Origin of the sequence: Nonomuraea gerenzanensis, assembly GCF_020215645.1 — a bacterium.
Taxonomy (GTDB): domain Bacteria; phylum Actinomycetota; class Actinomycetes; order Streptosporangiales; family Streptosporangiaceae; genus Nonomuraea; species Nonomuraea gerenzanensis.
The window spans coordinates 11,300,764-11,325,099 of sequence record NZ_CP084058.1; the positions used below are offsets into that span (position 1 = coordinate 11,300,764).

Annotated in this window: 21 protein-coding genes and 1 pseudogene; 12 read left to right on the forward strand and 10 right to left on the reverse strand. The window is 69.7% G+C overall.

Annotation, left to right across the window (positions count from 1 at the left end):
• Positions 1 to 22 precede the first annotated feature (22 nt).
• The 3 genes from LCN96_RS52615 to LCN96_RS52625 are packed head-to-tail and all read left to right on the forward strand — an operon-like array spanning position 23 to position 3,011.
• Entirely contained in the window at positions 23 to 1,366 is a 1,344-nt protein-coding gene (locus LCN96_RS52615) for a S8 family serine peptidase (protein WP_225269898.1), read from the forward strand.
• A 56-nt stretch (positions 1,367 to 1,422) separates the two neighbouring features.
• The gene (locus tag LCN96_RS52620; protein WP_225269899.1) at positions 1,423 to 1,830 is read left to right on the forward strand and encodes a Zn-ribbon domain-containing OB-fold protein; all 408 of its coding nucleotides are present in this window, start codon (positions 1,423 to 1,425) and stop codon (positions 1,828 to 1,830) included.
• Positions 1,827 to 3,011: a lipid-transfer protein gene (locus tag LCN96_RS52625; protein WP_225269900.1), complete on the forward strand. Its 1,185-nt coding sequence runs from the start codon at positions 1,827 to 1,829 to the stop codon at positions 3,009 to 3,011. Before LCN96_RS52620 ends, LCN96_RS52625 begins: the two co-directional genes overlap by 4 nt.
• Positions 3,012 to 3,023: 12 nt before the next feature.
• Here the strand turns inward: LCN96_RS52625 and LCN96_RS52630 are convergent, their stop codons facing one another.
• From LCN96_RS52630 to LCN96_RS52650, 5 genes are all read right to left on the reverse strand, one after another.
• Positions 3,024 to 4,040 (reverse strand): ABC transporter ATP-binding protein, encoded by a 1,017-nt coding sequence (locus tag LCN96_RS52630; RefSeq protein WP_225269901.1) that lies wholly within the window; start codon positions 4,038 to 4,040, stop codon positions 3,024 to 3,026.
• Positions 4,024 to 5,061: an ABC transporter ATP-binding protein gene (locus LCN96_RS52635; RefSeq protein WP_225269902.1), complete on the reverse strand. Its 1,038-nt coding sequence runs from the start codon at positions 5,059 to 5,061 to the stop codon at positions 4,024 to 4,026. Before LCN96_RS52635 ends, LCN96_RS52630 begins: the two co-directional genes overlap by 17 nt.
• 11 nt (positions 5,062 to 5,072) lie before the next feature.
• On the reverse strand, positions 5,073 to 6,050 hold the full coding sequence (locus tag LCN96_RS52640; protein WP_225269903.1) for an ABC transporter permease: 978 nt from the start codon (positions 6,048 to 6,050) through the stop codon (positions 5,073 to 5,075).
• Complete coding sequence (locus tag LCN96_RS52645) at positions 6,043 to 6,987, reverse strand: ABC transporter permease (protein ID WP_225269904.1); 945 nt, start codon at positions 6,985 to 6,987, stop codon at positions 6,043 to 6,045. The genes LCN96_RS52640 and LCN96_RS52645 overlap by 8 nt, the downstream gene beginning before the upstream one ends.
• A 129-nt stretch (positions 6,988 to 7,116) precedes the next feature.
• Positions 7,117 to 8,622, reverse strand: coding sequence for a peptide ABC transporter substrate-binding protein (locus LCN96_RS52650; protein WP_225269905.1), 1,506 nt, complete (start codon positions 8,620 to 8,622; stop codon positions 7,117 to 7,119).
• 612 nt (positions 8,623 to 9,234) lie between these two features.
• On the opposite strand from LCN96_RS52650, the gene LCN96_RS52655 reads away from it, so the two are divergent.
• The 3 genes from LCN96_RS52655 to LCN96_RS52665 all read left to right on the forward strand — a co-directional run bounded on the left by LCN96_RS52655 (position 9,235) and on the right by LCN96_RS52665 (position 11,369).
• The gene (locus tag LCN96_RS52655; RefSeq protein WP_225269906.1) at positions 9,235 to 10,170 is read left to right on the forward strand and encodes an ABC transporter permease; all 936 of its coding nucleotides are present in this window, start codon (positions 9,235 to 9,237) and stop codon (positions 10,168 to 10,170) included.
• Complete coding sequence (locus LCN96_RS52660) at positions 10,163 to 11,029, forward strand: ABC transporter ATP-binding protein (RefSeq protein ID WP_225269907.1); 867 nt, start codon at positions 10,163 to 10,165, stop codon at positions 11,027 to 11,029. The genes LCN96_RS52655 and LCN96_RS52660 overlap by 8 nt, the downstream gene beginning before the upstream one ends.
• 184 nt (positions 11,030 to 11,213) lie before the next feature.
• Positions 11,214 to 11,369, forward strand: coding sequence for a hypothetical protein (locus LCN96_RS52665; protein WP_225269908.1), 156 nt, complete (start codon positions 11,214 to 11,216; stop codon positions 11,367 to 11,369).
• Positions 11,370 to 12,073: 704 nt separating this feature from the next.
• On the opposite strand, the gene LCN96_RS52670 is transcribed toward LCN96_RS52665, so the two are convergent.
• Both LCN96_RS52670 and LCN96_RS52675 read right to left on the reverse strand, forming a co-directional pair.
• Entirely contained in the window at positions 12,074 to 13,051 is a 978-nt protein-coding gene (locus LCN96_RS52670; protein WP_225269909.1) for a hypothetical protein, read from the reverse strand.
• A gap of 389 nt (positions 13,052 to 13,440) precedes the next feature.
• On the reverse strand, positions 13,441 to 14,757 hold the full coding sequence (locus LCN96_RS52675) for a KamA family radical SAM protein (protein ID WP_225269910.1): 1,317 nt from the start codon (positions 14,755 to 14,757) through the stop codon (positions 13,441 to 13,443).
• A gap of 196 nt (positions 14,758 to 14,953) precedes the next feature.
• Between LCN96_RS52675 and LCN96_RS52680 the strand changes: the two genes are divergently transcribed.
• Positions 14,954 to 15,493, forward strand: a complete 540-nt coding sequence (locus LCN96_RS52680; RefSeq protein ID WP_225269911.1) for a DUF1707 SHOCT-like domain-containing protein — start codon at positions 14,954 to 14,956, stop codon at positions 15,491 to 15,493.
• A gap of 164 nt (positions 15,494 to 15,657) precedes the next feature.
• Positions 15,658 to 16,707: a phosphate acyltransferase PlsX gene (plsX, locus tag LCN96_RS52685; protein ID WP_263657416.1), complete on the forward strand. Its 1,050-nt coding sequence runs from the start codon at positions 15,658 to 15,660 to the stop codon at positions 16,705 to 16,707.
• Between the two features lie 127 nt (positions 16,708 to 16,834).
• On the opposite strand, the gene LCN96_RS57030 is transcribed toward plsX, so the two are convergent.
• Positions 16,835 to 16,963, reverse strand: a complete 129-nt coding sequence (locus tag LCN96_RS57030) for a hypothetical protein (RefSeq protein WP_263657417.1) — start codon at positions 16,961 to 16,963, stop codon at positions 16,835 to 16,837.
• Between LCN96_RS57030 and LCN96_RS52690 the strand changes: the two genes are divergently transcribed.
• The 3 genes from LCN96_RS52690 (at position 16,956) to LCN96_RS52700 (ending at position 22,333) form a co-directional block, all read left to right on the forward strand.
• A complete protein-coding gene (locus tag LCN96_RS52690; RefSeq protein ID WP_225269912.1) occupies positions 16,956 to 19,154 on the forward strand; it encodes an HAD-IC family P-type ATPase in 2,199 nt (732 codons plus the stop codon). The genes LCN96_RS57030 and LCN96_RS52690 overlap by 8 nt on opposite strands.
• Positions 19,151 to 20,878, forward strand: a complete 1,728-nt coding sequence (gene argS, locus LCN96_RS52695) for an arginine--tRNA ligase (RefSeq protein ID WP_225269913.1) — start codon at positions 19,151 to 19,153, stop codon at positions 20,876 to 20,878. The genes LCN96_RS52690 and argS overlap by 4 nt, the downstream gene beginning before the upstream one ends.
• 120 nt (positions 20,879 to 20,998) lie before the next feature.
• Positions 20,999 to 22,333 carry a hypothetical protein gene (locus LCN96_RS52700; RefSeq protein ID WP_225269914.1) on the forward strand — a complete coding sequence of 445 codons (1,335 nt, stop codon included), beginning with the start codon at positions 20,999 to 21,001 and terminating at the stop codon, positions 22,331 to 22,333.
• Between the two features lie 296 nt (positions 22,334 to 22,629).
• Here the strand turns inward: LCN96_RS52700 and LCN96_RS52705 are convergent, their stop codons facing one another.
• Positions 22,630 to 23,013 carry a cell division protein SepF gene (locus LCN96_RS52705; protein WP_080044678.1) on the reverse strand — a complete coding sequence of 128 codons (384 nt, stop codon included), beginning with the start codon at positions 23,011 to 23,013 and terminating at the stop codon, positions 22,630 to 22,632.
• A gap of 168 nt (positions 23,014 to 23,181) precedes the next feature.
• Here LCN96_RS52705 and LCN96_RS57600 point away from each other — a divergent pair.
• A pseudogene (locus LCN96_RS57600) lies at positions 23,182 to 23,945 on the forward strand (PhzF family phenazine biosynthesis protein).
• 8 nt (positions 23,946 to 23,953) lie between these two features.
• On the opposite strand, the gene LCN96_RS52715 reads toward LCN96_RS57600, so the two are convergent.
• Positions 23,954 to 24,283, reverse strand: a complete 330-nt coding sequence (locus LCN96_RS52715; RefSeq protein WP_225269915.1) for a hypothetical protein — start codon at positions 24,281 to 24,283, stop codon at positions 23,954 to 23,956.
• Between the last annotated feature and the right edge of the window lie 53 nt (positions 24,284 to 24,336).

Here is a 24,336-nt window from a genome sequence, read left to right on the forward strand (position 1 = left end):
CGTGACGGGGCAAGACGCCGGCGTGACGGGCGCTGACGTGAGTGGCGCCGGCCTGGCGGGCGCGCGTGGTGGCTCGGCGGGCGAGGCCGGTCTGGTGCGGGGGCGGGTCCTGCCGTTGCTGCTGGCCGGGCTGGTGGCGGGTGCGGCCGGGGTGACGGGCGTCGCCGGCTCCGTCTCCTGGGCGGACGGTGGGGACGAGGGCGCGCGGGTGGATGACGTGGCGGAGGCGGCGCGGGCCGGGCAGTGGCAGCTCGGGGCGTTGCGGCTGCCGGAGGCGTGGCGGTCGAGCAAGGGCGCGGGCGTGGTGGTGGCCGTGCTCGACACCGGCGTGAACACCCGCCACCCCGACCTGCGCGGCGCCGTCATCCAAGGCCCCGACCTGACCGGCGCCACCGGCACCGGCTCCAACGCAGGCGCAGCCCGCACTCGCCCCGACGCCACCACCCCCGGGCGCACCGGCTCGGGCGCGGCCGATGACGGTGCTGGCGCGTGGGGCCCGCACGGGACCGCCATGGCCAGCCTGATCGCCGGCCGCGGCCACGGCGACGCCCGCAGAGGCGGCGTCATCGGAGTGGCGCCCGCAGCCAAGGTGCTCTCGATCAGGGTGACACTGGAGAACGGCGACCCGCGCCGCGACAAGCAGCGCTCAGGCTGGCGGGACGCCCTGGCCGAGGGCATCAGGTACGCGGCCGACCACGGCGCCGACGTGATCAGCATGTCCCTGGGCGGCGGCAGCGGCGCGTGGGAGGGCTCGGCGGTGGAGGAGGAGGCCGTCCAGTACGCGATCGCCAAGGGCGCCGTGCTGGTGGCCTCGTCGGGCAACGACGGCGAGGCGGGCAACAGGAAGAACTTCCCCGCCGCCTACCCCGGCGTGATCGCCGTGGGCGCGGTGGACCGGCGGCTGCGGGTGGCCCCCTTCTCCAACAAGCAGGACTACGTGTCGGTGGTCGCCCCCGGCACGGAGATCGTCACCGCCGACGGCAGCGACTCGTACGTGGTCGGCGACGGCACCAGCTCGGCCGCCGCCATGGTCGCCGGCATCGCGGCGCTGATCAGGTCGGCGCACCCGGACCTGTCGCCGTACCACGTGCGGCTGGCCATCGAGCTGGGCACCAGGCGGCGGCCCGCCGACGGCTACAGCCCCGCCTACGGGCACGGCGTGGCCAACGCGCTGCTGGCCCTGAAGGAGGCCGCCAGGCTCGACGTGCCCGCGTCGGAGCCGCCCGCGCCGGGGCCGTACTTCGGCGCCGGGCCCGCGCCCGGCTCCAGGATGCCGGTGGTGGCGGGCATGTTGCTCCTGGTGGTGGCGATGTCGGCGCGGGTGGTCCTACGGCACACCGGACGGCGCGGCAGGGACGCCGCCTAGAGACCCCGGCGAGCACGGGGATTCAACCTAGCAAGCGCTTGTGTGATACTCCGGCTATGACGTACGCCATCGACGGCTGGTTCGCCATCTCGGAAGAGGACGGCGTCCACCTCCTCGGCACCAGTTGCGCCGCCTGCGGCACGATCTGCTTCCCGCCCCGCCGCGGCTCGTGCCCCAACCCACGCTGCGCGAGCACGGACATGCGGGTGCTCCCCCTCCCCCGCCGCGGCCGCGTCTGGTCCTACACCAACGCCTGCTACCCACCCCCCGCCCCCTTCGTGGCCCCCGACCCGTACGTACCGGTCACGCTGGCCGCGGTGGAGCTGGACGAGGTGGGCATCGTGGTGCTCGGCCAGGTCAAGGGCCTGACGGTGGACCAGCTCCAGGTGGGCATGGAGGTGGAGCTGACGGCGGGGCCGCTGGCCGACGGGCCGCTGGTGTGGATGTGGGAGCGGGCCTCATGAGCGCCGTGGCGGTGCTGGGGACGGGCATGCACCCGTGGGGCAAGTGGGGCCGCCCCTTCCTGGAGTACGGCGTCGCGGCGGCCCGCGAGGCGCTGCGCGACGCCGGCCTGGAGTGGACCGACGTGCAGTACGTGGTCGGCGCCGACACGATCAGGAACGGTTACCCGGGCTTCGTCTCCGGCGCCTCCTACGCCAGGGAGCTGGGCTGGTCGGGAGCCAGGGTCGCCTCCTGCTACGCGGCGTGCGCGTCAGGGGCTCAGGCGCTGGACATCGCGCGTACCCGGATCCTGGCGGGGCTGTGCGACGTCGCGCTCGTCATCGGCGCCGACGCCACCCCCAAGGGCTTCTTCAAACCGGTGGGCGGCGACCGCCCCGACGACCCCGACTGGCTGCGCTTCCGCCTCCTGGGCGCCACGAACCCCGCCTACTTCGCCCTCTACGCCCGCCGCCGGATGGCCCTGCACGGCTCGACGCCCGCCGACTTCGCCGCCGTCAAGGTCAAGAACGCGCTGGCCGGCTCGCTCAACCCGATGGCCCGCTACCGCAAGCCCGTCACGGCCGAGGAGGTGCTGGCCTCGCCGATGGTGGCCGACCCGCTGCGCCTCATGGACATCTGCGCCACCTCGGACGGGGGCGCGGCGGTGGTGCTCGCCTCGCAGGAGTACGCCCGCCGCCGCGGCACGGGGTTCGTCCGCCTGGCAGCCGTCTCGACGGTCACCCCCGTCTTCCCGAACACGATCCTGGAGCTGCCGGACTTCGCCACCGACTCCTGCGCGGCCGTGCCCGCGCCTGAGAGGCCGTTCAGAGCGGCGATCGCGCACGCGGCCTACGAGGAGGCCGGGCTGGGCCCGGAGGACCTCTCCTTGGCGGAGGTGTACGACCTGTCCACGGCGCTGGAGCTGGACTGGATGGAGGACCTCGGTCTGTGCCCGCCGGGAGAGGCGGACAAGCTCCTGCGGGACGGCCGGACGGCGCTGAACGGCAGCATCCCGGTCAACCCGTCGGGCGGCCTGGCGTCGTTCGGCGAGGCCATCCCCGCGCAGGCGCTCGCGCAGGTCTGCGAGCTGGCCAACCAGCTCAGAGGCCGCGCGGGCGCCCGCCAGACGGCGGGCGCCCGCGTCGGTCTGGCCGCCGACCAGGGCCTGTTCGGCCACGGATCGGCGATCATCGCCACGCTGTAGCGGAGTGGCCTGTCAGCTCACGTGGACGACGTCGTGCGTCTCGGCGAAGTGGCAGGCGCTCTCGTGGGACGTCCCCGGGCGGATCTGGAGGAGCGGCTCCTCCTCGGCGCAGATCTCCTGCGCCTTCCAGCACCGCGTACGGAAGCGGCACCCGCTCGGCGGGTTGGCCGGCGAGGGCGGGTCACCCTGAAGGATGATCCGCTCACGCTGCTCCCGCCCCTCGGGGTCCGGCACCGGCACCGCAGACAGCAGCGCCTGCGTGTACGGGTGCGCGGGGCGGTCGTAGATCTCCGTGTCCTTGCCCAGCTCCACGAACTTGCCGAGGTACATCACCCCGACGCGGTCGGAGATGTGGCGCACCACCGACAGGTCGTGGGCGATGAAGATGTAGGCCAGGTTGAACTCGTTCTGCAGCCGCTCCAGCAGGTTGATCACCTGCGCCTGGATCGACACGTCGAGCGCGGAGACCGGCTCGTCGCAGACGATGATCTCCGGCTGCAGCGCCAGCCCGCGGGCGATGCCGATGCGCTGCCGCTGGCCGCCGGAGAACTGGTGCGGGTAGCGGTTGATGTGGTCGGGGTTGAGCCCGACCACCTCCAGCAGCTCCTGCACCTTCTTGCGCCGGTCGCCCTTGGGGGCGACCTCGGTGTGGATCTCGTACGGCTCGCCGATGATGTCGCCGACGGTCATCCGGGGGTTCAGCGAGGTGTACGGGTCCTGCATCACCATCTGGATGTTGCGGCGCATGCGCTTGAGCTCGCCGCCCCTGGCCTTGGCGATGTCCCGGCCGTTGATCATCACCGAGCCGGAGGTGGGCCGTTCGAGCGCCATCAGCACCTTGGCGAGCGTGGACTTGCCACAGCCCGACTCGCCCACGATGCCCAGCGTCTCGCCCCTGTTGAGGTCGAACGAGACGCCGTCGACGGCCTTGATCGCGCCGATCTGCTTCTTGAAGAGGATCCCCTGGGTCAGCGGGAAGTGCTTGACCAGGTCGCGCACTTCCAGGATGCGCTCACTGCCGCTCGCCATCGAGGACCTCCCTCCAGTAGTGGCAGGCGCTGCCGCGCGTGCCGCTGATTTCGTAGAGCGGGGGGACGTCGGTCACGCAGTTGTCCTGCCTGTACGGGCAGCGCGGATGGAACGCGCACCCCGTCGGCAGGTCCAGCAGGTTCGGCGGCAGACCCTTGATCGCGTACAGGTCCTGGCCCTTCTGGTCGACCCTGGGGATCGAGTCCAGCAGGCCCTTGGTGTACGGATGCGCGGGCGCCTTGTAGATGTCGTACACGGGGGCCTGCTCGACGATGCGGCCCGCGTACATGACCGCGATCTTGTCGGCCACGTCCGCCACGACCCCGAGGTCGTGGGTGATGAGGATCAGGCCCATCTGGCTCTCGCGCTGCAGCTCGGCCAGCAGTTCCATGATCTGCGCCTGGACGGTCACGTCCAGCGCCGTGGTCGGCTCGTCCGCGATCAGCACCTCGGGGTCCAGCGCGATCGACATGGCGATCATGATGCGCTGGCGCATGCCCCCGGAGAACTGGTGCGGGTAGTCGTTCACGCGCTGTCTGGCGGCCGGGATGCGGACCCGGTCCATCAGCTCGACGGCCTTCTTCATGGCCGCGGACTTCGACATGCCCCGGTGGATCCGGAACATCTCGCTGATCTGCCAGCCCACGGTGAAGACCGGGTTGAGCGCGGACAGCGCGTCCTGGAAGATCATCGCGATCCGCTGGCCACGCACCTGGGTGCGGGCGTCCTCCGAAAGCTTGAGCAGGTCGGTGCCCCTGAAGCGGATCTGCCCCTTGGGGATGACCGCCGGAGGCATGTCCAGGATGCCCATGATGGCCTGCGCCGTCACGGACTTGCCCGAGCCCGACTCGCCCAGCACGGCGAGCGTCTCGCCAGGCCCGACCGTGTAGCTCACGCCGTTGACCGCGCGTACGACCCCGGCCCGCGTGCGGAACTCCACATGCAGGTCGTCGACCTCGAGCAGCGGCCCGTCGCCCAGCCCTCCCTCGGCGGGCAACAGGTCTGTGGACGTCTTCTTCACAAGGTCCCCCTCTACCTGAGCTTCGGGTCGAGCGCGTCGCGCACGGCGTCGCCCATCATGATGAACGCGAGCACGGTGATGCTCAGGAACACCGCGGGGAACACCAGCGGCAGCGGCGCCTCCAGGAACCTGTCACGCGCGTCGGCGATCATCAGGCCCCACGAGATGTCCGGCGACTGCACACCGACGCCCAGGAACGACAGCGCGGCCTCGGCCGCGATGAAGGTGCCCAGGTTGATCGTGGCCACGACGATGACCGGAGCCAGCGAGTTCGGCAGCAGGTGCCGGAACATGATCCGGCCCGCTCCCGCACCCAGCGCTCTGGCCGCGACCACGAAGTCCTGGCTCTTCGCCGTGATCACGGCGGCCCGCATGATGCGGAACACCATGGGCCAGCCGAGCACCGTCAGGGCCACGATGACCAGGAAGATGCTGTTGGCCTTGCCGCGGAAGGTGGCCGCGATCAGCAGCGCGCCGAGGATCGAGGGGATGGCGAAGAAGATCTCCGTGACCCGCGAGGCGAGCGTGTCGACCACGCCGCCGCGGAAGCCCGCGACGATGCCGAGCAGCCCGCCGATGATCGACGTCATCAGCGTGGTGAGCACGCCGATCACGATGGAGTTGCGAGCTCCGTAGATCGTCCTGGCGAAGACGTCACAGCCCAGGTTGTCACGCCCGAACGGGTGGCCGGGGCTGGGCCCCTGCCGCGCCGTCGACAGGTCACAGGTCCTGGCGTTGTACGGGTCGATCGAGGTGAACAGCGACGGCCAGATCGCCATCACCAGCAGGATCACGATGATGACCACGGAGATGATGAACATCGGGCGGCGCCTGAGGTCGTACCAGGCGTCGGTCCACAGGCTGGCGGGCTTGCCGGCCTTGGTCTTCTTGCCCTCGCGCTCGGGTGCCGGGGCGGCGGGCACCGTGTCCGGGACCAGCGTCTGCGTCTCCGGGAGTCCCGGCCCGACCGGCGGGGTTGGGTTACTCATAGCGGATCCTCGGGTCGAGCACGGCGTACAACAGGTCGACGACCAGGTTGGCCACGATGTAGATCAGCACCAGGATGGTGATGATGCCCACCACGACCGGCTGTTCGCGCAGGTGCACCGAGGTGAAGAGCTGGTTGCCGATCCCCTGAAGGTTGAAGATCGTCTCGGTGATCACCGCGCCGCCCATCAGGTTACCCAGGTCGGCGCCCAGGTAGGTGACGAGCGGGATCAGCGCGTTGCGCAGGCCGTGCCTGCCGATGACGCGCCGTCTCGACAGGCCCTTGGCCGTGGCCGTGCGGATGTAGTCGGCCCTGAGGGTCTCGACCAGGCTGGTCCTGGTGAGCCTGGTCAGGTACGCGACGGACACCCCGGCGAGCACGAAGCCGGGCAGCAGGTAGCTGCGCCAGCCCGCGAACGTACCCGCGACGGGGAAGATGTCCAGCCCTGTCCACAGCTTGAGCTGCACGCCCAGGACGAGCTGCAGGACGAAGCCGGTCACCAGCGTGGGGACCGAGATCAGCAGCAGCGTCGAGGCGAGGATGAAGGTGTCGGTGGCCTTGCCGCGGCGCAGCGCCGCCCACAGGCCCAGGCCGATGCCGAGGACGGCCTCGATCACCAGCGCGGTCAGCGCCAGGTTCAGCGTGACCTGGAACTTGCCGGCCAGCATCTCCGACACCGGCACCTGGGCGAAGTTCACGCCGAGGTCGCCGCGGAAGAGCACGCCGCTGATGTAGTACCAGTACTGCAGCAACAGCGGATCGTTGAGGTGGTACTGCTCGCGCAGGACCTCGGCCACGGCCGCGTCCGGGCGCTTGTCTCCGAACAGGGCCGCCACGGGGTCGCCGGGCAGCGCGAAGACGATGCAGAAGATGAGTAGCGTGGCGCCGATCAGGACGGGTATCGCCTGGATCAGTCGCCTGATGACATAACGGCCCATTTTCAAGCCCTCCGGTACACACTTGGAGGCAGCCCCTCGGAATCGGTGATTTACCCGGCTCGAGTGACTGCCTCCAAGCTCAGTCCTCCGACGGGCGGACGGCAAGAGCCGTCCGCCAGACGAATGACGTCAGGCCTTCTCGACGTCCGCCCAGTTGATCTGGTTGAGCAGGTTGAGCTTGACGTTCTTGACCTTGGTGGAGTGCCCGAAGTTGCTGCGGTAGAAGTACACCGGGATGTACGGCAGCTCCTTGATCAGGATGTCGTCGGCCTGCTGGTAGAGCTTCAGGCCCTCAGCCGCGTCCGTGGCCTGGTCACCCTTGGCCACCAGCTCGTCGAACTCCTTGTTCGAGTAGCCGCCGTAGTTCGAACCGGTGCCGATGGCGCCGGTGCCGAAGATCGGGGTCAGGTAGTTCTCAGCCGCGGGGTAGTCGATGGACCAGCCCATGCGGAACAGGCCCTTGTACTCCTTGGCGTCCAGGGCGTCCAGGATGCCCTGGAACTTCTCGAACGGCTTCGGCGTGACCTCGATGCCGAGGTTGGCACGGAGGTTGTTGGCGACGGCCTCGATCCACTCCTTGTGACCACCGTCGGCGTTGTAGCCGAGCTCGATGGTCTTGGGACCGTTGGCGCTCTCGTACAGCTTCTTGGCCTCGGCCGGGTTGTACGTGCACGCGGTGCAGGCGCCCTGGCGGTAGCCGGGGATGGCCGGGTTGATGAAGTCGTCGGCCGGGGAGCGGGTGCCGGAGAAGACCGTGTCGGAGATCGTCTTCCTGTCGATGGCCATCGAGATGGCCTTGCGGACGTCGACGTTCTCGAACTCCTTGTTGTACTTCAGCGGGACGCCGATGTAGCCGATGGAGGCGTCGGGCTCGTCGAAGTACCGGTCGCCGAGCACCTGCTTGGCGGTCGAGATGGCCGTGGCGGGCAGCGAGTCGTGGATGTCCAGGTTCTCGGCCTGGAGGTCGTTCCACGCGGTCTCGGAGCTCGTGTAGACCTTGAACTGCAGCTTGGTCCAGCCGGCCGGCTTCTTGCCGGGGAACTTGTCGTACACCGACAGCTCGATGGTCGGGTCGGTGCCCTTCTTGTACGGCTTGTCCAGCTTGAACAGGCCCTGGCCGATCGGCTTCTCACCGTAGGCCGGGCTGAGCTTGCCGTCGGAGCCGATCGCCGAGGCGGGCAGCGGGTAGAACGCGGTGTATCCCAGCATCGTCTTGAACTGGGAGAACGGCGCGGAGAGCGTTACCTCCAGGGTCGTGTCGTCGACGACCTTGAGCCCCTTCATCTCCTTGGCCGTCGGCGTCTTGCCCTCACCCGGGTGCACGTCGGTGTAGCCGTCGACGCGCCCGAAGAAGTAGGACGAGCTCATGGCGTTGTCCTGGAGAGCGGCGAAGTTCCACGCGCGAGCGTAGTCCTCGGCCTTCACCGGAGTGCCGTCATGCCAGGTGTACGACTTCAGCTTGATCGTCCAGACCTTGCTGTCCGTAGTCGTGATGGACTCGGCGGCCTCCTCGACCGGCTGCTTGTTCTCGTCGTAACGCACGAGCGGCGAGAACACCGCGGCGAGCACCTCGGCACCTTCGGTCTCCGTGGTGTCCTGCGGGTACAGCATCTTCTGGGGCTCACCGACCTCCATGCGGACCGGCGTTTCACCGCCCGCGGCAGTGCCACCGTTGTCCGAGGCACCGCCGCCACACGCGGCAACCGCGAGGGCGAGCAGCGCGGTACCGGCGACGATCCGTGCGCCCTTAGTAACACGCATGGTGAAAGAAATCCTCCCTCTACAGGTGGGCGCCTAGCGCTGAGCTGCGGTGATCTTGAGCAGCCTGACGGGGAGTTCCTGGTATCCCCCCGGATTTGGCTGACATGGTCAAACCAGCCGACGCCCTGCCAGTCGATCGCGACTATCCCTCACTACTTGCCACCAGCGAGTCTCTGGCGCGTTGCAGTTCGGTCACACGTGTGCCAATCCAGCGTCACAGACATTTGACCCCATGAAGACCAAACAGTACAAATCCACACCTACGGGCTGAGCCTGGACGTGAACAGTCGATGAAAACTACCCCCTACACGACACTGCTCGCGCCTCTGCCACCACGCCCCGGCTCCCTGGGCTACGGTTGAGCAGGTCTTGACGACGCCTTGGAACCCCGGCGTCCGAAGACTCCGTCCAACAGTCTGTCCAACAGTCTGTCGTCAACCCGTACGACAGGCACCCCACCGACCTGGATCCAATAGAGTCCTTGCCATGAGCCAGCCGGAATCCGCTGTCGCGGACGCCCAGGCGGGCGGCCGAAGCGGGCAGGAGCCGCTGGCCAAGCTCGCCAAGAGATACGGGCTTCGCCGTGCCATCGCGCGGCCGAGGTTCCCTGTCTACCTGCGTCTGCTGTGGCAGCGTCGTCACTTCATCCTGACGTACGCGACCTCGCGCAACACCACGAAATACTCCAGCTCCGCGCTCGGGCAGCTGTGGCAGGTGCTGACCCCGCTGCTCAACGCCGGCATCTACTTCGTGATGTTCGGCATCATCCTGGGCGGCGGCAAGGATGTTAAGAACTACCCGGCGTTCCTGCTGACCGGGATGTTCATCTTCACCTTCACCCAGCGCACGGTCACCGCGGGCGCGAAGTCGATCTCCGGCAACCTGTCGATGATCCGGGCCCTGCACTTCCCCAGGGCCTCGCTCCCGCTGGCGTACACGATCCAGGAGCTCCAGCAGCTCGCCATCTCCATGGGCGTGCTGCTGGTCCTCGTGGTGGTCACGGGCGAATGGCCCACCTGGTACTGGCTCATGATCCCGGTGGTGCTGCTGCTGCAGACGTTGTTCAACATCGGGGCCGGGCTGGTGATGGCCAGACTGGGCGCCCAGATGCGCGACCTCAACCAGTTGCTGCCGTTCATCACCCGCACCTGGCTCTACGCCTCCGGCGTCTTCTTCGTGATCCAGGCCAAGGTCGTGGGGTCCGCGGGGCTGCCCCAGTGGGTGGCCGACCTGATGTACCTGAACCCGGCGGCCTCCTACATCGAGTGGATGCGCGAGATCCTCATCCCGAGCTACAACACCACCTACGGGCACCACCCGCCGACGATGGTGTTGGTGTCTTGCGTATTCTGGGCGGTGTTCGCACTCGGCTTCGGCTTCTGGTACTTCTGGCGGTCCGAGGAGAGGTACGGGCGTGGCTGAACTGACCAAGGAGCTGTCACAGGTGAAGGGCGACAAGCCCGCCGACCCCGGCAAGGATGTGAGAGTGCATCCCAACCCGGAGCCCCCGGGCAAGCGGCCCCTCGACGTCCCCACAGGCACTCCCACCGTCATCGTCGACGATCTGCACATCGTCTACCGCGTCTACGGGGCGGCCTCCGACAGCGAGAAGGGCAACGCGGTCAACGCGCTCACGCGCATTCTCAAGCGCCAGGGCCGGCCGCAGATGAAGGAGGTCCACGCCGTCAAGGGCGTGACCTTCGTGGCCTACCACGGCGACGCCATCGGCATCGTGGGGCGCAACGGCTCGGGCAAGTCCACTCTGCTGCGCGCCATCGCGGGCCTGCTGCCCCCGCACAAGGGCGCCGTCTACACCGACGGCCAGCCCTCGCTGCTGGGCGTCAACGCGGCCCTGATGCGCGAGCTGACCGGCGAGCGCAACATCGTCCTCGGCTGCTACGCCATGGGCATGACGCCCGCCGAGGTCAAGGAGAAGTACCAGGAGATCGTCGACTTCTCCGGCATCGACGAGTTCGTCCAGCTGCCGATGTCCACCTACTCCTCCGGCATGGGCGCCCGCCTGCGCTTCGCCATCTCCTCCGCCAAGACCCACGACGTCCTGCTCATCGACGAGGCGCTGGCGACGGGCGACCGGGAGTTCCGCAAGAAGAGCGAGGAGCGCATCCGCCAGATCCGCGAGTCGGCCGGCACGGTCTTCCTGGTCGCGCACGACCTGCGGGTCATCGAGCAGACCTGCAACCGGGTGATCTGGCTGCACAAGGGCAAGATCAAGATGGACGGCGACCCCAAGGAAGTCATCGCCGCCTACAACAAGGGCTGACTCCGCTCCTCTCTGCCGCGACCCGGGCCCGGGCCCAGGTGTCGCGGCCTCTTCGCGTGTTTTTCGATCTCGTGTGCGAAACGTCGGCGACCCGAGGGGCGAATGACTGACACCGTGCCCCCTGTTCCGATAGGATTCGAACGTCAATTCGAGCCGAGGAACGGTGATGGAGTGGGGGCGCGCGATGGGAGAGCTGGCGACCGCGATTGACCACCTGGCCACCGAGGACGTGTCGGAGATCCCGCGGGTGCAGCTCGCCGAGCAGCTGCTCGAGTTGCACTGGCAGATGGCGCGGCTGCAGGCCCAGATAGCCCGTCGCACAGGCGTCCGTCTGCCCTGAAACCTGAGACCGGCTCAAGCCCCGCAGCGGCCGTGCGGCCTCCGGGCACGAAAATCGCCACCGGCCCCGGGGTGGGGCCGGTGGCGGGGTGGGGCGCGGCGCCGCTGCCCTGCAGTGGCGGCGCCTCGTGCGCCCCGGGCTTGGGGCGCGTCCGCCCAGGCCCGGCGTGAGTCCGCCCCGTTCACGGCGGCGGACTCGCAACCTACGCGCGGAAGTGCCTCGGGCACCCGGCACCTGAGGGCGCCCGTGTGGCCTGCCGCATCAGTGCGACGGCGTCCCGATCCGGACCTCGGATGAGACCTCGGGCCGTGGTCGGGGAAACCCTCGGAGCGCCGGGGCGATGAAGGCCCGTTGAAGAGCGGCGCCCGGTCGAGGGACATGCCGTCAGGGGACTACTGGGGGCGAGCGAGCGAGCCGCCCGGTCACCGCCAGGGCCGGTGCCCGGGTGTCGGCACCTGTGACACCCGCGAACCGTCCTGCCGGTTCCTCGGCCGGCCGCGCTCGGCAGCGCCACCATCACGGTCCAGTCGCGAACCTGGGGGTCGCGTCCAGGAGCCGCGTCCGGTCACGAGCCCGGATCCCGCGTCCAGGTCACCGCCCCGAACTCGCGCCTAGCCACGAATCAGGGGAGAGTGCCTGGCCACGGGGCCGGGAAGTGGCCGGCCGCGTTCTAGGAGTGCCTGGTCGCGAGCCCAGAGAGGCGGCTAGTCGCGGACCGCGGAGCCCCGCACCGAGCTCGTCAGCGCGTCGGTGGTCCAGCCGAGGGCGGTGATCAGGTCACTGTAGGCGCCGGCGGCCTGTACGCCGCGGCCCTCCACGAAGGCCGAGGTGTCCTGGACGAGCGGGGCGAGCTCGTCCATGGCGGCGGCCTGCGAGGTGGCGGGCAGCGCCTCGACCACCGGGGCCATCTCCGCGGGCGTCACCTGCCCGAGCGCCGGGGCGAGCCGGCGGCCCGCGCCGTGCGGCAGGGCGAGCCACGTCGCCTCGGTGACGCCGCCCAGCAGGGCGTCGGCCGAGAACGTGCCCAGACCGCTGGAGCCGCCCGCCATCGTCTTGGCGACGGCGCCGCTGCTGGAGGCCGGCAGCAGGCTGGCGCCGCTCAGCGTGTTCACGGTGCGCTCGACGGACGAGCCGACCGTGCCGGTCACGCCGCTGCCCAGGACGTCGCCCTGGCTCGCGGGTGCGTCCTTGCCCTGCTTGCCGGCCTTGACCGACGGGGTGGCCGGCTGCGCCATGCGCGCCGCGCCCAGGACGGGCAGGGACTCCGTCAGGCCGCCCCCGCCGAGCGGGACACCGCTGGTGAGGCCGGAGAGGATGGGCGACAGCTCGGGGATCGGGCCGCTGTGGGCGGTGACGTCCTCGTGCGCGTTGGCCGTGGTGCCGGTCTCCGCCTGGTTCTCACTGGCCATGTCGCGCTCGAGCTCGGACATCTGGCCGCCCTGCTGGGCACCGGACTTCGCGGTGCCGCCGAGCGCGCCGAGCAGGCCGCCCCCGCCACCGATGAGGCTGCTCAGCAGCCCGCCCAGCGGGTCGGCGCCGGCAATGGTGCCCCCGCCCAGGCCGTCGATCGGAGCGTACCTGGCGGTGTTGTATTGGACTTCCGCTTGCGCTGGCACGGCCATGGCCGCCGCTGCCAAGCCGAATGCTGTGACGGCCAGCGCCGTCTTGACTACTCGATTCATGATTGCCTTCCCGGCTCGTGATCGATCGCTCTCGAATGCGGTGGAAATGCGAATCGATAACCCCCGTATGCCGTGGCGGACGCGCTATGGGCACCACACGAAGCGTGTCGCTACGGCTGAGCTACGCAAGCAGTTCTATCACTCGGCTTGATCCACCGCAGGCTCATGAATGCCCATGTAGCAGGGGTTTGCAGCCCGGTTACCGAGTAAAGGGGGAGTGTTGAGCGGAGCGACAAAACGGAAATAGGAGGGTCTTGTTTCCAATATTGCGCGCGTCTTGCGGCAGAACGCGAGAGGGCCCCGACGGCCCGTGAACAAAGGGTCGCGAAAACAAATGTTCACGGGGCCGGGGCCCATTTTCCGGTCGCGGTGGACGCGCGCGGCCGGGGTCAGACGGTCAGCAGGGCGTCCGCCGGCTCGAACGGGAAACGGTCGGCGAAGGCCGGGCGCAGGTCCGTCAGCCAGACGGCGGACGGGTCGTAGCGCGCGAAGAACGGCCGCCCGACCAGCGACGGGTCGCGGGCCTGGATGAAGTGCAGCACGAACACGCGCTCCCCCGCGATCTCCGTGACGCCGTCCACGCACACCTTGCCCGGCGTGGCCGACATCGAGGGCCCGCGCACCGTGCGGCAGAGCCCGGAGACGGCCGAGTAGGCGTCCCTGAAGATCTCGTACGCCTGCGCCAGCGGGACCGCGAAGTAGTCCTGTGGCCCGGTGTCGCGCTCCACGAACATGTAATAGGGAATCAGCCCCATCCTGAGCTGTCGCCGCCACATGGCCGACCACACGGCCGGGTCGTCGTTGATGGACCTGATCAGCGGAGCCTGGGTCCTGATCGTGGCCCCGCTGCCGAGAATGCGTTCGACGGCCGAGGAGACCAGCGGCGACTCCAGCTCCCGCGGGTGCGAGAAGTGCGCCATGAACGCGAGGTTCTTGCCCGACTCCACGACCCGCTCGAACAGGCGGAGCGTGTCGTCGGCGTCGGGGTCGGTGGTGAAGCGCTGCGGCCAGTAGGCCAGCGCCTTGGTGCCGATCCTGATGGACTCGAGCTGTTCGAGCTCCAGCAGCGGCTCGATGTAGCGCCTGATCACCGGCTCACCCATGATCATGGCGTCGCCGCCGGTGATCAGCACGCTGGTGACCTCGGGATGCCGGCGGATGTAGGCGACCATCTGGTCGATGTCGTCAGAGGCGAACTTCAGGTCGGCGTCGCCGACGAACTGCGCCCACCGGAAGCAGTAGGTGCAGTAGGCATGACAGGTCTGCCCCTGTTTGGGGAAGATCAGCACGGTTTCGGCATATTTGTGCTGCATGCCGGGGACCGGCTCCTCGCCGATCTTCGGGACGTTCAGCTCCTTCTGACCTGCGGGATGCGGGTTGAGCTGTGCACGTACGCGGTTCGCCTCCGCCTGGATCTCGGCGTTCGGCGCCTCCGCCTTCAGCAGGTCGGCCAGCCTGGCCACCTCTGCCGCGGGCAGCATGTCCTCCTGTGGGAAGACGAGCCGGTATATGGGGTCGTCGGGCGCGGCCGACCAATCTATGAGTTCATCCACGACGTAGGCGTTCGTCCGGAAGGGCAGCACCGTGGCGACGGCCCGCACCTTGAGCCGCTCGTCGTCCCCCAGCCCCGCACGCTGCAGAAGCTGGTCGAGGTGCTTGGACGTGTACGCCCGGAAGCGTCGCGTGCCTGCTTGGTTCAAGATCACTAGGCCGTTCCCATCTTTTTTGTTCGATCGGGTGTAAACCTCACGACCCTGTCGCGCGTCTACGGTTCTTAATACCCGGACGCGGCCACCCGCGTTCGCGGTTCCGCTGGGCTCCAAGTTTTCCTTGAGGTTTGTGGACACTCGCGACATATCGCGTATAGGGGTAGGCTTCCGTCTTGTGACCGACGATCCTGCTATGCGCGCCTCAGACGCCGACCGCGACCGCGTGGCCGCCGTGCTGTCCGAGGCACTCGCCACGGGAAGACTCACCACCGTCGAGCACGCCGACCGCCTCGACGTCGCCTACACGGCCAAGACGGTCGGCGAGCTCGTGCCCCTCACCCACGACCTGCCCGAGGTGTCCGCGTCCGGCGTGCCCGCCACGGTCGAGCGGCAGGTCATCACCTCCAACTTCAGCAAGGTCGTGCGCAAGGGGCGCTGGGTCGCCTCGCGGCACACCACGCTGTCGGCCCGGTTCGGCGCGCTGATCATCGACCTGTCGGACGCCGTGCTGCCGGGGCGCGAGATCACGATCGAGACCAGCGCGCGGTTCAGCAAGATGATCGTGCGGGTGCCCGAGAACGCCCACGTCATCGACGAGGGCAGCGCCCTGTTCGGCAAGCGCCAGGTGTCGGCCGGGTCCGAGGGCGACGGTCCTCTGATCAGGCTCACGGGATCGTCGAAGTTCGCCAAAGTGATCGTCACCCGGGGCAAGGACGACTGGAACCTGCACTAGGCGCCCACCTGCGGCGGGGCGACCACGACTGGAACGCCCGCGGGAGGGAACCAACAGGTCCTACCCGCCGGTTACCCTGACACCTGCCTCGCCTGATGCGGACATACCGAGCCCGCGTACCGGCCAAGCCGTGGCGGCGGGCTCGATGCCGTACGAGGTGAGCATTGTCCGAGAGCAGGCCAGTCGCGCTCGACGCCATGGGCGGCGACCACGCGCCGCACGAGATCGTGGCCGGGGCGGTGCACGCGGTGCGCGAGCGCGGCCTGCCCGTCGTGCTCGTCGGCTCCCCGCGCGTGCTCTACGAGGCGCTGGCCGACCACGACGCCACCAAGGAGATCCCGATCGTCCGCGCCGAGGAGGCGCTGGAGATGGACGAGGGCGCGCTGGCCAGCCTGCGCCGCCCCCGCTCCAGCATCGCGATCGCCTGCCACCTCGTCCGGCGCGGCGACGCCTGCGCGGTCGTGTCAGCGGGCTCGACGGCCGGGATCGTGACCACCGGCAGGCTCCGGCTCAAGGGCCAGCAGGGCGTGCTCAGACCGGCCATCGCCGTGGACCTGCCCACGCTGCCCGCCCCCGCCGTGCTCCTGGACGCGGGCGCCAACGCCGAGGTCAAGCCGGAGATGCTGGTGCAGTTCGCGCAGCTCGGGGCCACCTACGCCGAGCTGGCCCACGACATCAAGGAGCCCAGGGTCGGCCTGCTCACGATCGGCAGCGAGGCCGAGAAGGGCGACAAGCTGGTCAGGCGGGCGCACGAGCTGCTGCAGGCCGCCCCCGGCCTGCACTTCACCGGCAACGTCGAGGGCCACGACCTGCTCACCGGCAAGGTGGACGTCATCACCACCGACGGCTTCACCGGCAACGTGGCGCTGAAGACCATGGAAGGCGCGGTCCGCTACGCCTTCGCCGAGCTCAGGGAGGCGATCAGCGAGAGCAGGCTGGCCCGGCTGGGCGCCGCCATGCAGCGCTCCCGCCTGCGCGAGCTGCGCCGGCGCCTCGACTCCGAGGCGCACGGCGGCGCCGTGCTGCTCGGCCTGAACGGCACGGTCGTCATCGCCCACGGCGCCTCCAAGGCCCAGGGGATCAGCGCGGCCTGCCGGCTCGCCGCCGACCTGTCGGCCGCCGGCGTGGTGAGCGCCATCGGCGAGCGGATGGCGGCGTCGAGCCGCTCCCACCGGCTGTGGAAGGCGAGCCGCGGCGCGGACGGCACGGAGTGAAGACCCAAGCCGCGGACGGCGCGGAGTGGAGACCCAAGTCGCGGACGGCACGGAGTGGAGACCCAAGTCGCTGTCACGCGGCGGGGCGAACCCTTAGGGTGTGAGACCGATCCACAGAAACGGGGGCTTATGTGGATGGGCTCATCTCGGTGACACCTGGGCTCACCTCGGAGCAGGTGGCGGGCGCGAAGGCGAACCACATCCCGCGCCGCTCCAGCCGCTCCTTGAGCGCGATCATCAGGGCGAACGTGTTCACCCTGTTCAACCTCGTCATCGGGGTGCTCTGGGCGCTGATCCTGATCTTCGGTGAGTGGCAGGACAGCCTGTTCGGGCTGGTCATCGTGGCCAACGCGCTGATCGGCATCGTCCAGGAGCTGCGTGCCAAGCGGACGCTCGACCGCCTCGCGGTGATCAACGAGGCTCCCGTACGCGTGCGCCGCGACGGCCGGGAACGCGAGATCAACCCCCGTGACGTCGTCCTCGGCGACCTGATCCTGCTCGGCCCCGGCGACCGCCTGCTGGTGGACGGCGAGGTCGTGCACTCCGACGGCCTGGAGATCGACGAGTCGCTGCTCACCGGCGAGGCCGACCCGGTGCACAAGCAGCCCGGCGACCAGGTGCTGTCGGGCAGCTTCGCGGTGGCGGGGTCGGGCGCGTTCGTGTCGACCCGGGTCGGCACCGACGCCTACGCCGTCAAGCTGGCCGAGGAGGCCAGCAAGTTTCACCTGGCGCACTCCGAGCTGCGCGCCGGCGTGGCGAACTTCATCAAGTACATCACCTGGCTGGTCATCCCGATCGGCGCCCTGCTGATCTACAGCCAGCTGCACAACTCCGCCGACCTGCGCACCGCCGTCACCGGCGCGGTCGCGGGCATCGTCACCATGATCCCCGAGGGGCTGGTGCTGATGACCTCCATCGCGTTCGCCGTCGGCGTCGTCCGCCTGGGCCGGCGCAAGTGCCTGGTGCAGGAGCTGCCCGCGATCGAGGGGCTGGCCCGGGTGGACGTGCTCTGCCTGGACAAGACGGGCACGCTCACGGCGGGCGGGATGGACCTCGACGAGGTCCTGCCCATGCCCGGCGAGCACCCCGCCGAGGAGGCCCTGGCCGCTCTCGCCCACCTCGACGAGCGTCCGAACGCCACCGCCGAGGCCATCAGGGCCCGCTACCCCGCCGCCCCCGCCGGCTGGGCTGCTCGCTCCACCGTGCCCTTCTCCTCGGCCCGCAAGTGGAGCGGGGCCGACTTCGGCGGGCACGGCGCCTGGGTGCTAGGGGCGCCCGACGTGCTGCTGCACGGCGGCGCCTGTTACGACCGGGCCACCGAGCTGGCCGCCACCGGCACGCGGGTGCTGGCGCTGTGCCGTACGGACTCGCTGGACGCCACCGAACGCGGCCAGGCGGCCGTGGAGCCCGTCGCGCTCGTCACCCTCAAGCAGCGCATCAGGCCGGACGCCCGCGAGACCCTCGGCTACTTCGCCGAGCAGGGCGTCACCCTCAAGATCATCTCAGGCGACAACCCGCTGGCGGTCTCGGCCATCGCCACCGGCCTCGGCATCCCGGGCGGCGAGCGGGCGCTCGACGCGCGCGACCTGCCGCACGACGACCCCGCCAAGCTAGGCGAGCTGCTCGACGCCCACACCGTCTTCGGCCGGGTCAGCCCGCAGCAGAAGCGCGAGTTCGTGGCCGCCCTCCAGGCCCGCGGCCACACCGTGGCCATGACCGGCGACGGCGTCAACGACGTCCTCGCGCTGAAGGACGCCGACCTGGGCATCGCCATGGGGGCGGGCAGCCCGGCCACCAAGGCCGTCGCGCAGGTGGTGCTGCTCGACGACAGCTTCGCCACGCTGCCGCACGTGGTGGGCGAGGGCCGGCGGGTGCTGGCCAACATCGAACGGGTCTCCAACCTGTTCCTCACCAAGACGTTCTACGCGATCGTGCTGTCGCTGGCGGTCGGGCTGGCCGGGATGCAGTTCCCGTTCGCGCCGCGCCACTCGACCCTGACCAACGCGCTGGTCATCGGCATCCCGGCGTTCTTCCTGGCGCTGGCGCCCACGCTCGAACGCGCCAGGCCCGGCTTCGTGCCGCGGGTGCTGCGCTTCGCCGTACCGGCGGGGGTGTTGTGCGCGGCGGCGGTGCTCGTGTCGTTCTGGGCCGCGCACAGGGGCGCCTCCACGCTCCTGGAGGATCAGACGGCCGCCGTGATCACGCTGTTCCTCACCACCTGGTGGGTGCTCGTGCTCATCGCCAGGCCGCTCAACTGGTGGCGGACGGGCCTGGTCGCGGCCATGGCGGTGCTCTTCGCCGTCGCCCTGTCGCTGCCCTTCGTCAGGGAGTTCTTCGCCCTCGAACCGGGTGATCTCGCCAACGACCTGACCGCCGTCGGCGTCTCGCTCGTGGCCGCGCTCATGATAAGCGCCGCGGTCAAGCTCGCCGGTACCCTTAGACCATGACCGACCCGCAGATTGTGCTCACCGAGCGCGTCCAGCAGGCGCTGGCCCGCGCGTTCGGCTCGGAGCACGCCGACGCAGATCCGCTGATCCGGCCCTCCCAGTTCGCCGACTTCCAGGCGAACGTCGCGATGAGCCTGGCCAAGCGCCTGCGACGGTCCCCGCGGGAGGTCGCGGAGTCGATCGCCGCGGAGCTGGCCGACTTCCCCGGCACGGTCGAGGTCAGCGGCCCCGGCTTCCTCAACATCACGCTCGACAACGCGTGGATCGAGTCCGAGGCCCGGCAGATGCTGGCCGACCCGCGCCTCGGCGTCGGCACGATCACGCCGGCCCAGACCGTCGTGATCGACTACTCCGCACCCAACGCGGCCAAGGAGATGCACGTCGGCCACCTGCGCACCACGATCGTGGGCGACTCGCTGGCCCGCCTGCACGAGCACCTGGGCAACACCGTCATCAGGCAGAACCACCTGGGCGACTGGGGCACCCCGTTCGGCATGCTCATCGAGCACCTGCTCGACGTCGGCGAGGACGCCGCGGTCGCGCAGCTCGAAGCCGGTCAGGGCACCGAGTTCTACCAGGCGGCGCGGGCCAAGTTCGACGCCGACGAGTCGTTCAAGACGCGCGCGCGGGCGCGGGTCAGCACGCTGCAGTCGGGCGACCCCGACACGCTGCGGCTCTGGCACGTCTTCATGGACGCCACCGTGCGCTTCTTCAACAAGGTGTACGCCATGCTCGGCGTCACGCTCACCGACGCCGACATCGCCGGCGAGAGCATGTACAACCCCATGCTCCAGAAGACCTGCGACGACCTGGAGTCGGCGGGCACGGCGGTGCTGAGCGAGGGCGCGCTGTGCGTGTTCCCGCCCGGCTTCACCGGCTCCGACGACAAGCCGCTGCCGCTCATCATCAGGAAGAGCGACGGCGGCTACGGCTACGCCACCACCGACATGGCGGCCATCCGCTACCGGGTGCACGACCTCAAGGCCGACCGCATCCTCTACGTCGTGGGCAACGAGCAGGCGCTGCACTTCCAGATGGTCTTCGCCGCCGCGCGGCTGGCGGGCTGGCTGCCCGACACGACCGCGGCCGAGCACGTACGCATCGGCATGATGCTCGGCAAGGACGGCCGCCGCTTCAAGACCCGCTCCGGCGAGTCCGTCAAGCTGATGGACCTGCTCCAGGAGGCCGTCGACCGGGCCGCCAAGCTCATCGAGGACCGCGGCTACGACGAGGCCACCCAGCGCGAGATCGCCCACGCCGTCGGCATGGCCGCCGTGAAGTACGCCGACCTGTCGGTCAGCCACGACAGCGAGTACGTCTTCGACCTCGACCGCATGGTGGCCACGACCGGCAACACCGGCCCCTACATGCAGTACGCGACGGCCCGCATCCGCTCCATCTTCCGCCGGGCCGGCCTCGCCCCGGCCGAGGCGACGGCACCCATCGTGCTCGGCGCCCCGGCCGAGCGCGCGCTGGGTCTGCACCTGCTGGGCTTCGGCGAGCTGGTCGCACAGGTCACCACCGCCTCCGAGCCGCACCGGCTGTGCGCGTTCCTCTTCCAGACGGCCAGCCTGCTGAGCACGTTCTACGAGGAGTGCCCGGTGATCAAGGAGGGGGTCGACCCGGAGACCAGAGACCACCGGCTGGCCCTGTGCGCGCTGACGTTGCGGGTGCTGGAGACGGGGCTCGACCTTCTGGGCGTCCCTGTCCCCGAGCGCATGTAAACAGGCAGTTGGCTCAAAGTCTCCCGTTCCGCCGTGGGCGCGCCTCCACCGGGTTGGCGCGCCCCAACGGCTAGGCTTTACGCGGTCATGAACTGAGGCCGAAATGGGGAGTTCTCTGCCTTGAGCACGGACCTGACTGCGAGCCCCCCAGCAGCGACCGAACTGCATCGCTACGCCGAGGCGCTGCTGGCGCACCTCGCCGCCAAGGGCACCGCGCCGCCGGCCGCACCGAGCTTTCGCGACGTCCCGGGCTACTGGCTGCCCCCCGCGCTCGAAGCGCTGGTCGCCATCCTCGCCGGTGACGACCCGCTGGAGCCGCTGAGCCGGGCCGCCGGGCGCGACCAGCAACAGACCGCGCTCTTCCTCTGCCTGGCGCTGGCGGTGTCGGGGCAGGGCAGCCGCATCCACGCCTCCTGGCTGGGCACCGCCTTCGGCGAGCTGTCGCTCGACCACCCGGTCTCCCACGGCCAGCGCTCGCTCTGGCTGGCCGCCGCCCGGGGCGCCTACGGGCCCGCCGGCAAGATCTTCGTGCTGCGCAAGCTCGACGCCCTGGCCGTCCAGGAGCACGCCGACCCGCAGCAGTGGGTGCAGGCGCTGGTGCCCGGCGAGCCGGCGGTCGTCGTGCCGCCGTCACTGGCCGACTTCCCGGAGATGGCCGAGATCCCCGAGCTGGCCAGGCCCGCCGTGGCCGCCGCCCGGCTCGTCAGGCTGCGCGGGCGGTGCGCGGAGATCACCTCGGCGCGGCAGTCCGAGCACGACTCCCCCGCCCCGCTCGACAACAGCCCCGCCATCCCGGCCGCCACCTGGGCCGAGGACGAGCCCCTCGCCGTCCTGCGCCAGCTCATCGGCCAGGGCGGCCCGGCCGGGCCGATGGCCTCGCTCACCTCGTACCTGCTCGACGACCTGCGCCCCGGCGCCGACCCGCACCTCGCCGCGATCGCCCTGCACGTCGCGGCGCCGATCCTGCGCGGCGTCGCGGAGGAGCTGGAGGCCGACAGCCGCCTCGAACCTCCCGACACACTCACCGTCCCGCTCCTCGGCCACCACATCCACCTGCGCCCGGAGGGGCCGGACCAGGTCTCCCTGGCCGCCGCCGAGGAGTCGATCGTCACGGAGGGCATGATCCCGCGCGGCCGCCCCTGGGCCGCCCTCGTGCTCATCGTCGTGGGCGTCGCCTGCCTCGCCGGCGCCGCCCTCGGCCCCCACCTCCTCGCCGCGGCGGCCGTCGCCATGATCGGCCTGGCCGGCTGGCAGCTCTGGCAGCGCCGCAAACTCGTCGAGGCCGACGCTCGATACGTCGCCGGGCAGGTGAACGAGCTGAAGGAGCTGGCCGAGGGGGCGGTGTGGGCGCTGCACGCGTACGCCCGCGAGGCCGAGGACCGCGCCAAGCAGGCGACCGACGACGCGGCCGAACTGACCCGCCTCATCCGCCGCGGCCCCAGAGCCGCCCACTGACCCACAAGAGCCGCTCACTGCCGCGCCCAGCGCCCCGCCCGCTTAGTGCGTGCCACCCGCGCCTCACAGCCGTGCCTGCACCACTCCGCCCACCACCGGCGCCCGCCAAGACGTCACCAGCCGCCACAGCACCGGGCGTCGGGCACCGGGCGTCGGGCACCGGGCGTCGGGCACCGGGCGTCGGGCACCGGGCAGCCCGGCCTGCAACAGGCCACCATGGCGCCCCTGGGCCGTACATGACGAGGAACCCGCCCGATCTCAGGCAGGTTCCCCATACTCAGCTCGTAGTTACGGACTCAGGTGGTCTCAATCTCCACGTGTGCCGGCGCAAGGAGGAAGACACGCTCGGCGATGCGCTCGATCCGCCCCTCGCATCCGAAGGCCAGCCCGGCGGCGAAGTCCACCATCCGCGTCGCCTCGGGCATCGACATGCCCGTCACGTCCATGATCACCGTCTGACCGTCTCGGAAGTGCTGGCCGATCAACGGTGCGTCGTTGTACTTGAGCGGCTGGACCATCACGATCCGCGACGAGTCCACGTTCGCGCGCCACCGCCTGGCGGCCCGCTCGGTGGCCGGGACGTACTCGTCCTCGTACTGCTCGTCGTCGTCATAGCCCTCGTCGTAGTGATCGACCCCGCTCAGGCCAAGGTAGCTCACCACCTTGCGCACTGCCCCCATCGGCTTGTCCTTTCCTCAGGAACTCACCGTAATCGGCACGTCCCTACACATTGGACGGTAACCGACGATTCCGCATTCGCCACGCGACACGCCCAGCCCTAATTCCATTTTGTACGGCTTGCAGCCTGCTTGCAGCTGGATATCCGACCCCCGTATACCATCAGCCACATGCGCCTCTTCGTGGTCGACGCCTTCACCGACTCAGCTTTCCAGGGTAATCCCGCGGCTGTCTGCCTGTTGGACACTCCGGTTACTGCGCAATGGATGCAGAGCGTAGCCACAGAGATGAACCTCTCCGAGACCGCCTTCCTGCTGGGGGATTCGCTCCGCTGGTTCACCCCGGCCGTGGAGGTCACGCTGTGTGGTCATGCCACGCTGGCGACCGCACACGTCCTCTATTCGACGGGGGTGGGGGACGGGCCGCTCGAATTCACCACGGCCAGCGGAACGCTCACGGTGAATCGGCGTACCGACGGCATGATCACAATGGATTTCCCCGCCATGGAGGTGACCCCCGCAGAGGCTCCCCCGGCCTGGAGAAAGCCCTCGGCGTCCCCCTGGTACGGGTCGGCAAAAGCCAGCTCGACCTGGTAGTAGAGGTGGAGTCAGAGGAAGCGGTAATCCGCCTTACCCCAGACATCACCGCTCTAAACACAGTTGACGCAAGAGGAATCATCGTCACAGCACCCGGCACCGAAACCGACTTCGTCTCCCGCTTCTTCGCCCCCAGGGTCGGCGTGCCGGAGGACCCGGTGACAGGCTCGGCCCACTGCGCCCTGGCACCGTACTGGTCGGCCAGGTTCGGCCGGCCTTCGCTGGTGGGCGCGCAGCTCTCGGCCCGGGGCGGCCTCGTCCACGTGACGCACGCCGGCGACCGGGTCCACCTCGCCGGCCGAGCCGTCACCGTCCTGTCCGGCACATTGCATGTCTAGACCCGGCTCTACGGTAGCCTGCGCTCCTTCTCGGCCATGGCTGTGAAGTGTTGCTGGAAGATCAGATGAGGGTAGCGGTAGGTACGCCCGTCCCTCAGCATGAGGCCGCAGGCCACCATGGTCTTCAGGAAGCGGCGACTCCGCCAAGGCAGCCGATCGAGCGCCGCCATCAGCCACTGCAGTCGCCCGATCAGACCCATGCCGGAAAGAGTCGCCGCCCAAGAGGTCGTGGAGATCACCAGGATCGCCACCACCAGCTCCCATGGGGTGAAGCCGATGGAGCTTCTCGTTGACGAGCCGACCAGCATCAGGACAACGATCGTGGTGGCGGCTGCCACTCTCCGATCGGCCCCATGACATACACGACAACGGGCGCGGCCACAGAGCCGAG